At 68.5% G+C, this 10,044-nt stretch carries 10 protein-coding genes and 1 pseudogene; 3 read left to right on the top strand and 8 right to left on the bottom strand.

The features are described 5' to 3' along the window. From B3587_RS14735 to B3587_RS14720, 4 genes and pseudogenes are all read right to left on the bottom strand, one after another. Positions 1–558, bottom strand: a pseudogene (locus B3587_RS14735) (hypothetical protein); the annotation flags it as partial. 36 nt (positions 559–594) lie between these two features. Further along, positions 595–1,443 (bottom strand): ABC transporter permease, encoded by an 849-nt coding sequence (locus B3587_RS14730; RefSeq protein WP_292730022.1) that lies wholly within the window; start codon positions 1,441–1,443, stop codon positions 595–597. Next, entirely contained in the window at positions 1,440–2,345 is a 906-nt protein-coding gene (locus B3587_RS14725) for an ABC transporter ATP-binding protein (protein WP_228177925.1), read from the bottom strand. The genes B3587_RS14730 and B3587_RS14725 overlap by 4 nt, the downstream gene beginning before the upstream one ends. A 103-nt stretch (positions 2,346–2,448) precedes the next feature. After that, on the bottom strand, positions 2,449–3,753 hold the full coding sequence (locus tag B3587_RS14720; protein ID WP_292730019.1) for a nucleotide disphospho-sugar-binding domain-containing protein: 1,305 nt from the start codon (positions 3,751–3,753) through the stop codon (positions 2,449–2,451). Between the two features lie 39 nt (positions 3,754–3,792). Between B3587_RS14720 and B3587_RS14715 the strand changes: the two genes are divergently transcribed. After that, positions 3,793–4,062, top strand: a complete 270-nt coding sequence (locus B3587_RS14715; protein WP_228177922.1) for a response regulator transcription factor — start codon at positions 3,793–3,795, stop codon at positions 4,060–4,062. A gap of 52 nt (positions 4,063–4,114) precedes the next feature. Then, positions 4,115–5,314: a pyridoxal phosphate-dependent aminotransferase gene (locus tag B3587_RS14710; protein WP_292730016.1), complete on the top strand. Its 1,200-nt coding sequence runs from the start codon at positions 4,115–4,117 to the stop codon at positions 5,312–5,314. A 17-nt stretch (positions 5,315–5,331) separates the two neighbouring features. Here B3587_RS14710 and B3587_RS14705 read toward each other — a convergent pair whose 3' ends face one another. From B3587_RS14705 to B3587_RS14690, 4 genes are read right to left on the bottom strand one after another with little or no spacing between them, the layout of a single operon-like run. Next, positions 5,332–6,483 carry a UDP-N-acetylmuramate dehydrogenase gene (locus B3587_RS14705; protein ID WP_228177920.1) on the bottom strand — a complete coding sequence of 384 codons (1,152 nt, stop codon included), beginning with the start codon at positions 6,481–6,483 and terminating at the stop codon, positions 5,332–5,334. Then, positions 6,483–6,908, bottom strand: coding sequence for a MaoC/PaaZ C-terminal domain-containing protein (locus B3587_RS14700; RefSeq protein ID WP_292730011.1), 426 nt, complete (start codon positions 6,906–6,908; stop codon positions 6,483–6,485). The genes B3587_RS14705 and B3587_RS14700 overlap by 1 nt, the downstream gene beginning before the upstream one ends. Next, complete coding sequence (locus B3587_RS14695) at positions 6,905–7,354, bottom strand: FAS1-like dehydratase domain-containing protein (RefSeq protein WP_292730009.1); 450 nt, start codon at positions 7,352–7,354, stop codon at positions 6,905–6,907. Before B3587_RS14695 ends, B3587_RS14700 begins: the two co-directional genes overlap by 4 nt. A gap of 46 nt (positions 7,355–7,400) precedes the next feature. Further along, on the bottom strand, positions 7,401–8,588 hold the full coding sequence (locus tag B3587_RS14690) for a polysaccharide pyruvyl transferase family protein (protein ID WP_292730006.1): 1,188 nt from the start codon (positions 8,586–8,588) through the stop codon (positions 7,401–7,403). Between the two features lie 151 nt (positions 8,589–8,739). Between B3587_RS14690 and B3587_RS14685 the strand changes: the two genes are divergently transcribed. Next, positions 8,740–10,044, top strand: a 1,305-nt coding sequence (locus tag B3587_RS14685; RefSeq protein WP_349675797.1) for a HEAT repeat domain-containing protein, incomplete at its 3' end; no start/stop codon positions are given.

The following is a 10,044-nucleotide window of genomic DNA, read 5'->3' as shown; positions in this document are numbered from 1 at the left end:
CATCGGTGGATCGAGGCTAAGCGCCTCGACCTGCGACTGCGCTTCGGTCAGCTCGGTCACCAGACGCGCCCGCTCCTCGCCATACTCGGCGATGCTCGAGATCCACAGGCCTAGGGCGGTTGCAAACACGACGGCAAGGCCCCCCGAGAGGATGCCTTCCCAGAGCGACTCGATCGTGAAGCCGCCGTGAGCCACGAATCCGATGAAGACACCGAAACCAATCGCGACGGATCCGAGCACGCCTCCTCGTCGGGTGTCGACCGAGACCCAGACGAGCGGATAGGCCAAGGTCTGCAGCATCGCGATGAACGGGGCAGCGGCGACGCCCACTCCGATCGAGATGGCCAACAGGATGACGAACACAACAGCAAGCGGCGTGCTGCCACCCTGGCGTAGCCGCCGCCCGAATCCGAAGTACGCGACGATCAGAAGCGCCGCGGAGGCCGCCACCAGCGCCCGGCCCAGGACATCGAGGTCCGACAGGATCAGGACGGGGGCGACGATGGCTGCCGCCACGATCGGGACCACAGCATCCCACCATCGCGATTCGCTCATCATCGCCCCCTCTCCTGCGTCACGCGTGACCGCCCCAGGCTACGCGTCGCGTCGGATCCACCGGAAGGTGAGCCGGCTGATGACGAGGCCCACGACGAGCCAGATGAGCAGAGCGATCGCAACGCCGCCGAGCTCCCAGGCGCCACTCTGCTCGAGAGTCGCGTATTCCGGCGGCAGGAAGACCGCACGCATGCCCTTCGCCATCCACGCCAGGGGGAAGAGGTTCGCAACGTTCTGCAGCCACTCCGGTAGCAGCCAGAAGAACAGGTAGACGCCCGAGATGAACTGCAGCACGAGCGCCACCGGGATCACGACCGCCGACGCACTGCGGGCGCTGCGAGGGATAGCCGAGATGGCGATTCCGAGGAACGCGGATGTCGCCAAGCCCAGGACGAACACCCACGCGAAGGTGAGCCACGACTCGGCATCGGAGGGAAGCGGCACGCCCAGCACGAGCCCCGCGAACGCGAGCAGCACCGCTGCCTGCACGGTGCCGGTGACCAGTACCTGACCGATCTTGCCGATGAAATAGCTCACGGGCGACAGCGGTGTGCCACCGAGCCGCTTGAGGGTGCCGTCATGCCGCTCGAGCGCGATGTCGATCGCCAGGTTCTGCAAGCCCGACAGCAGGACCCCCGCGGCGAGCATGCCGGGGAGGTACATCTGAGCCGCCGAGAGGGCCGGCAGCCCTTGCCCGTAACTCTGCTCGCCGTCACCGCCGAAGACGGTGCTGAACAGGGCGAGCATGAGGATCGGGAAGAGGAATGTGAAGAAGATCGTCTCGGGCGAGCGCGTATAGCCGCGGATCTCGAACCCGGTACGACGGATGCCGTGGCGCAGCGCGTGCGTCGGGCTGAGGCGGGATGGGGGAAAGGCGATAGCGGTCATGACAGGGTCTCCGGAATCGAGGAGGACGGCGCGGCAACTGTCTCGCCCGGCACGGCTGCGCCCTCCGGGTCGACCATGCCGAGGTAGATGTCTTCGAGGGTGGGGCGGCGGATCTCAAGCTCCTCGGGTTCGCCGCCCAGGCGCTCGGCGAGCGAACGGGCGAAGGCCCAGGGCTCTGGGGTGCGCTCGGTGTGCAGCGTCCCACCTTCGCGCCAGGTGACGCGCGGCATCCGGGCGTCTTCACCCCCGAACGTGGCGATGGGTCCGATCGCCTGGAGCACGCCCCGATCGATTACTGCAACCCGATCGGCCAGCTGCGCAGCCTCATCGAGGTAGTGGGTGGTGAGCAGGATCGTTGTGCCTTCGCCCTGAAGCCTGCGGATGAGACTCCAGAACTCCCGACGCGCCTGCGGGTCGAACCCGGTGGTCGGCTCATCGAGGAAGAGGAGTTCGGGGTTCCCGATGATGCCGAGGGCGACATCGACGCGGCGTTGCTGGCCGCCGGAGAGTTTGGCGATGCGCGTGTTCGCCTTCTCCTCCAGCCCTACAGCCGCGATCACCTCCTCCACGTCCCGCGGCCGCGGGTAGTAGCCGGCGAACTGGCGCAGCTGCTCGCGCACCGTGAAGGCGCCGGCCTGGCCGGTGGTCTGCAGCACGATGCCCAGACGTGCCTTCCACGCCAGACCCCCATGTCCGGGGTCATCTCCGAGCACCGACACCTCGCCACTTGTGCGGCGGCGATACCCTTCGAGGATTTCGACGGTGGTGGACTTGCCGGCGCCGTTGGGGCCCAGCAGGGCAAAGGTCTCACCGCGAACGATGTCGAACGACACGTCGTCGACGGCAGCTCGCGATCCGTAGGTCTTGCGCAGGTTCCGCACCCGCACCGCATCGTTTTCCATGCTTCCAGCGTGCCGCGGCGAGACCGGAGGCGACAGCGGCCGTTGGGTTGGTGCGGCATCCCCCATTCGGTGGATGCCGCACCTCAGCCCCGGCGCGCGAGATTCAGCGAACCTCGGTCAGCGCATCCTCGTGGATGACGGCGAGAATGCGGGAGATGGGATCGTGATCCGCACCCAGAACACTGCCGATGGCCGCACTCTGGTGTGCGAAGCGCAGATCAGCAAGCACTGTCCCTACAGCCTGCGCGATCCGCTCCGGCGAAGGGGTTCCCGTTCGCAGGTCCACTCCCATGCCGGCCCACGCGACGCGCGCCGCAACCTCGGGCTTATCTTCGGTCGCCCCCGCGACGACGAGCGGGACGCCGTGACGGGCGGCCAATTGAACGCCTCCGAAGCCTCCGTTGGTGACCATGACAGAAGTCCGCGACAACAGCGCACCGTAGGGAAGGTAGCGTGCGACCCTCACGTTGGCGGGCAGTCGCCCCTCTGGCAAGAGATCGGTGAGGCTCTCGACGTCCCGACCTCCGGTCGAGGCGACGACGGTGACGGGTTCGTCCGCGAGCGCACGAATAGTCGAGGCCACAAGGCGCTCGAAGTCGAGGTTGTCGATCGTTCCCTGGGTGACGTGCACGATCGGACGCTCACCCACCTGATCCCACCAGTCCGGCAGCTCGGTGCCGCTGCTGGACGCTGGGAGCGGTCCGAGAAACTCGATGCGATCGGTGAGTTCGCGGCGCGGATACTCCAGACCGGGAAGGGTCAGTTGGAAGACCCCATCGTATGAGAGCGCCGCGTCGAAGATCCAGGCACCCTGTGTCACTCCGCACTCTGCCAGCGCCTGGTTCAGCGCGGTGACCACGGGCCGGAAGGCGACGCGGTGGACGAAGGCGTTGAGCGCCCGATTCCGCAGCGATCCCAGCGCGCCGGGCCGCGGCGGCAGGGCCAACCCGAACGGAGCGGTGTCGACGCTATCGATCGTGACCGGCACGGAGGAGATCCCGTAGACGGGCGGGCGGCGGTGTCGTGGCGTCGTCAGCAGGTAGGGCAAAGTCCCACCGAACACAAGCTCGGTGATGACCGCGTCGAACGACTCCGTCGCAAGGGCCGACCTCAGTGCGCGGTACTGCGCTGGCACCACGCTCATGAATATCCCGATGAGGTCGTGACGGAGTGCTGCGATACCGCGCTTGTCGGCCCGTCCGGGCAGGAAAGCGTCGAGGTCCGCGTCGTCGAAGTCGACGGCGGCCGGAAGCGGCAAGAACCGAGCTCCAGCCGCCTCCACGCGGCCGCGGTACTTCTGGCCGGCGAGGACGCAGATGTCGTGGCCGCGAGAAGCGTGACCCTCAGCAACCCCGAGGATCGAGAGAATGTGGCCATGGATGGGCGGCGAGGCCAGCAGGAGCTTCATTTGGCATCCTCCGCCCGGAGCACGGGGTGGTTACCGCGAATGAGATCGGTCACGATCGAACCGGCGCGCCCGCCCGAGATCGTTCCCCTCATGATCACCGCATACTGCCTGACGCCGCGGGAGACGAAGATCGTGCAAGCGATGACGCGCGGGGAAGCTACGCAGGCGATCGCTCAGTCATTGCACCTGTCTCCGTACACCGTGCAGGACCACTTTCAGGCGATCTTCGCGAAACTCGGCGTCTCGTCGCGCCGTGAAGTGGCGTCGCGCCTGTTCACGCTGTTGTACGCGGACGCGCAGCTCGACTGACCGCCGCGCCTCTGTGCTGACGGTCAGGTCGACGCCGACTACGCTTTTGACCGTGACCGAACGTGCTCCCCTGTCTCGCAAACTGTCCGCCATCGCCGAGTCCGCGACCCTCAAGGTCGATGCGAAGGCGAAGGCGCTGCAGGCTGCAGGGCGGCCGGTGATCAGCTACGCCGCGGGAGAGCCGGATTTCGCGACGCCGCAGTTCGTCGTGGATGCCGCAGCCAAAGCGCTGAAGGACGCCAAGAACTTCCGCTATACGCCGGCTGCCGGCCTCCCGGACCTGCGTGAGGCGATCGCAGAGAAGACCCGCCGCGACTCGGGGCTGGAGGTCGCGGCATCCCAGGTGATCGTGACCAACGGCGGCAAGCAGGCCGTCTACCAGGCCTTCCAGGCTGTCGTGAACCCGGGCGATGAGGTGCTCCTCCCGGCGCCGTACTGGACCACGTACCCCGAAGCGATCCAGCTCGCTGACGGCATCCCGGTCGAGGTGTTCGCCGGGGCCGACCAGGACTACAAGGTAACTGTCGAGCAGCTCGAAGCGGCACGTACCGACCGCACGACAACGCTCGTGTTCGTCTCGCCGTCCAACCCCACCGGTGCCGTGTACACCGAGGAGGAGACCCGCGCGATCGGCGAATGGGCCCTTGAGCACGGCATTTGGGTCATCACCGATGAGATCTATCAGCACCTCGTCTATGACGGGGCCACGGCGGTCTCGATCGTGCGGGCAGTGCCGGAGCTTGCGGGGCAGACGATCCTCGTGAACGGGGTCGCGAAGACGTATGCCATGACGGGATGGCGTGTGGGGTGGATGACGGGGCCCGCCGACGCGATGAAGCTGGCGGCGAACCTGCAGTCGCACCTGACGAGCAACGTCAACAACATCGCGCAGCGGGCGGCGGTCGCAGCTCTCACCGGGCCCCAGGATGAAGCCGAGCGGATGCGGCAAGCCTTCGACCGTCGTCGTCGTGTGATCGTCGAGGAGCTGGCCAAGATCCCCGGTGTCACCGTTCCGACGCCCCTCGGCGCGTTCTACGCGTATCCCGACGTGCAGGGTCTGCTCGGGCGCGAGTGGCGCGGTAAGCGCGTCGAGACGTCGCTGGAGCTCGCTGATCTCATCCTCGATGAGATCGAAGTCGCCGTTGTTCCCGGCGAGGCTTTCGGCCCGAGCGGGTACCTTCGCATGTCGTACGCACTCGGCGATGACGCACTGCTGGAGGGCGTGCGGCGGATGCAGGGCCTGTTCTCCTAGAGCCCGGCCCGAGCCCCCTACAGGTCGACGCCGACGAGCACCGGTTCGGGCTGCAGGATCAGTCCGAACTCGGCCTGAACCCGCCCCTGGATGAAGCGAGCGAGCTCGGCGATCTCCTCCGCTGTCGCGCCGGCGTGATTGGTCAGCGCGAGCGCGTGCTTGCTCGAGAGCGCCGCCCGTGAACGCGGCAGATGGAAGCCCTTGCGGATGCCGGAGTGTTCGATGAGCCACGCGGCGCTGACCTTGACATCCGGCTCCTCGACCTCGGTGGGGGGGATGTACCCGTCGAACGTGTCGAGCGGAATGATCCGAACCGGCTCTGAGGTCGCGTCGGCGCCGTCGGGGCGAACCGGCCACCGTGGGCACTCTGCGGGCAGGCTTCGGGCGAAGGATGCCGAGACCACGGCGTTCTGGAAGAACGAACCGGCGCTGTAGGTGTCGGGATCGGCGTCATCAAGCACCATTCCCTTGCGGGCGCGGGTGGCGAGGACGTGATCGCGCACCCACTGCAGCGTGACCGCGTCATCTTCTGCGAGACCCAGCGCCTGCCGAAGCTGGGCGCCCCGCAGCCGCCGGGGAGCAGGACCCACCTCGAGCAGGTCGAGAGTGACGGACAGGATGACCGCACGTCGAAGGGGCTCGGAGCCGTGGTGGTGCTTGAGGACCGACGTGCGGAAGCCGAGTCCCAGTTCGGCGGCGGGAACCGTCGACACCTCGCCAGTGCTCTCGTCGATCAGTTCGACCTCGACGAGCGTCTGAATGATCTCCTGACCGTATGCACCGACGTTCTGCACGGGAGCTGCGCCGACGGTGCCCGGGATGCCTGACATCGCGGCGATCCCCGACAGCCCCTCGGCCACCGTGTAGGCGACGAGGTCATCCCAGTCGTGCCCGGCCTGGATGCGAAGCCGCGCCACCTGCGGCGCGGGCGCGGGCAAACGCTCGATCCCGCGGGTCAGGATGCGGATCACGGTGCCCTCAAAGGGTTCGTCACTCACGAACAGGTTCGACCCGCCGCCGAGGACGAACCAGGGCTCCCCCGTCGCCCACGTGTCTCGCAGCGCCGCGACGAGTTCGTCCCGGTCGTGGGCATCCCACATCCGGGCGGGTTCGCCGCCGGTGCGCAGTGTGGTCAGGCTCGACAGCGGCCTGGGTGCGGTCTCAGGCATCAGCCTCGGCGTGCGCGCAGGCGGGCCTTGCCCAGCACGGCAGTGTCGGCGGCGGTCACGCTCAGATCGATGGTCACGAACTCCTCGTCGAGCGCGAGGACCTTCCCCTGCACGGTGACGTCGGCGCCGGCATCCGGGTCGACGACCACGGGCCGCGTGAACCGCACGCCGTAGTCGAGGATGCGGCCGGCATCGCCGAGCCAGGGGACAACGGTCTCGGCTGCCAGGCCCATCGTCAGCATCCCGTGGGCGAGCACACCGGGAAGGCCGACGGATGCCGCGATGTCATCGCGGTAGTGGATGGGGTTGAAGTCGCCGGATGCTCCCGCGTAGCGCACCAGTGATTCGCGGGTGAGGTGCACCGTGCGCTCAGCGACGATGTCACCGACGGCAAGTTCGGCGGAGTCGATCGTGTGCGCGCTCATTCGTCGTCTCCTCCCACCAGCAGCACGGAGGTCGCCGTGACGACGTGAGCGTCATCGGCATCCGTGATGGTGGCTTCGCTCGTGACCATCGCTCCCTTGCCGAACGGGCGCACCTGGGTGATCGCCAGCGTCGCGACCAGTTCGTCGCCCGCGACGATGGGACGACTGTAGGCGAAGCGCTGCTCGGCGTGGATGAGTCGGTGCAACTCGATGCCGGAGTCGGGCTCGGCGAGCAGCTGCTGCAGCGTGAGGTCTTGAATGACCATCGCGAAGGTCGGCGGGGCGACGACATCGGCATAGCCCAGGGCCTGAGCGGCGTCGGGGTCGGTGTGCTGCGGGTCATCGGCGAACACCGCTCTCGCGAACTCCCGGACCTTCTCTCGTCCCACCAGATACGGGGCGGTCGGCGGGAAGTCCCGCCCGACCAGTTCAGGGTTCACAGGCACCAGCCCATCCTACCGAGGGGCCGACGCGGCCTCCTCGGGACGGAGGTCAGCTGCGGCCGGCTGCTGCGACGCGGTCCCACCACTGCCCGGATGCCGCCCGCAATCGGGGCAGTCGCGCCGCTGCCTCGTCGCGTATCGCGTCGGCGTTCGCCGCGATCGTTTCGAGCAGGCGTGGCGCGTCAGGCAGCTCGTCCAGGTCGAGCACGCCGGTCTGGCCCCAGTGTCCGAGGGCTCCCCCGAGCTTGATGCGCGTATACCGATCGGCCGACAGCGCGAGCACCGGCGTGCCGGCCGGAGTCGCGAACACGGCTGGGTGGTACCGGCCGGTGATGAGAAGCTCAGCGCGACGCACGAGTGCCGCAGCATCGCGTGAGGTGCCCGTTGGGACGACGGCGGAGGGCTGCGACATCCGCTGCCTGATCCTCTCGTGCAGCCCGGCATCACCCCGCGCGGGAGCGGCGGGATCGACCGCACCGAAGTGGGCGTGGAACGAGACCGGTCCAACAGCAAGCGCGGCGGCATCCGCCAGGTCCGCGACGCGCTGCTCGACCTCATCGGCCGGTCGCCCCGCAAACCAGCCCGACAGACTGACGACGACTCCGCCGCGCGGCGCCGACGCACCGGCCTCCCCGGCTTCGCCGAGGCCGAGGAAGGACGCGTCGTCGACGTTCAGTGTCGCGCTCAGACCCCAGGAGTCGACGAGGGCCGCCGTATCAGGCTCTCGGACGCCGACGAGAACGGCCTCGCGCAGCATCCGTGCCACGACGGCGTCATCGGGTGCGTCGAGGTCGGGACCGAGAGTCTGGCCCGTGACCACGACCGGCACACCCCTCAGCCGGGCAAGGCGCGCCAGGGTGGCGCGCTCGAACACGTGGCTGTGCCAGCGGGTCGCGAGGTTCCCGCCGCCGGCGTTGACAAGCATCTGTGCCCCGTCGAGCGCCGCGAAGACCTCGGCCGCCGGGTCGTCCGGTGACAGTTCCGCAGTGCCCGCAGCTACCGCGATGAGGTGGTCGGCGCGCCGGGAGGCCTCGGCGCGATCAAGCCCCGCAAACCCGAGCCGCGGCACTGCTGGAATGCCGTATCGCGCCGCGGTCTCGTCGGGATTCGAGCTCACCCCGACGGGCGACAGGCCGCGCTGAGCGAGCTCGCCCACCGCGGCCTCGAACATCGCCTCGTCGCCGATATGGAACATGCCATCGAGCACGCCGACGTCACCGATGATGAGAACAGACACGGGTTTCTCCAGCAATGCCAAGACGAGGGAAGACGCCACGGATCCGCGGCGTTGTCAACCCTACGGCTGACAGGGGAGCGCCGGTCACCCGGGGGCAGTACGATCACCGTGTCCGGGTGGCGGTGCCGGGACGTGCCGAGAAAGGACCGCCATGGGGATTCAAGCAGCGATGGACCGGGTGACCGGTGCCGCGACGATCGTCGAGGCGTTGCGCGCCGCTGACGACCTGGCGTTCGAGGCCGGCCGCGATCCGGGGGTGCGAACGCTCCGCGTGCTTTCTGCGGCTCTCTCGGGCGACGACGACATCGCCGCGATCGCGGCGGTGCACGCCCTGTCTGAGATGTTCGACGAACAGGCTGCCGCGCGCCTGGTCTCACTGTTGGACGATCCGCGCCCCTACATCCACGAACACGCTGCCTGGGCGCTCGGCCAGGGGCTGCCGCGATTCTCGGCGCTCGCCCGCTTGATCGCCCTGGTAGAGCGCGGTGGATTCACCGGAATGCTCGCGCAGCGCACGCTCGAGAAGTGGTCGGTCGCCGCGGGAGATGTGCTGGCGGTCGCGCTGGAGTCGGTGCTGGCCGTATCGGCTCAGTCGACGGATGCTGCAGGCCGGGCACGCCTGGTCGAGACGCTCGGACTCGTGCGCCAGTCGTCCGCGACGCGCACACTGCTGACCATTGCCCGCACCGACACAGAAGCCGTGGAGGTGCGCGAGGCCGCCGTCGCGGCGCTGGGTCAGCGCTCCGGCGAGCCGGGGGTGCGGCGTGCGCTCGAGGATCTCGTCGCTGCCGACGGACCCCTGTCTGACCACGCACGGTTGGCTGTCATCGACCTTGAGCCGGCTCTCGCTCACACCACGCGCGACACCTCGAGCGGACTCACCGTTGCCCAGCTCTTCCTGCACGCCGACATCGACCCGTCGCTGAGCGCCGCCGGGGCCGGGGATAACGGCGGGATCGCCACCCTCCTGGTGAGGCTCGGCGATGCTCTCACTCACGAGCCGGGCACCGTCGAACGCGTCCTGACCCTCTCGCGCGGCTCGATCTCGCAGGCGACAGCTGACCTCCTCGATGTCGCCTCCCAGAGCAGCGGGCACGTCTACGGCCATGTCCCACTGGCGCCTCACCCCACTCCGTCTGCTGCAGCATGGCCCCTGCGCGTGCGGGCCCGGCGCGGCATCCGTCGCCTCCTTCGCGCGGCCGGTCACATCGACGTGCTGCACCTCCGGATGGCCGACGTCGGGTCACTCGCCGCAGCCGACGTCGCACGCGAGCTCGGCATCCCCACGGTGTTCACCCTCGCGCCCGATCCGCACGGGGTCATCCAATCGCTCGACCGGGCGGGCACCCTCACGCGCGAGAACTTCGGCGAGACCGACCTCGCTGAGCACTTCTGGTTCCGCACGAGCCTGGTGCGTTCGCTTGCCGGCTCTGCCTCGCACAGCGTGCTGTTCCCG

It is taken from the genome of Microbacterium sp. UBA837 (genome assembly GCF_002296025.1).
Taxonomy (GTDB): Bacteria; Actinomycetota; Actinomycetes; order Actinomycetales; family Microbacteriaceae; genus Microbacterium.
Note: the sequence above shows the minus strand (reverse complement) of the source record. Positions and strands in the feature narration are given on the sequence as shown.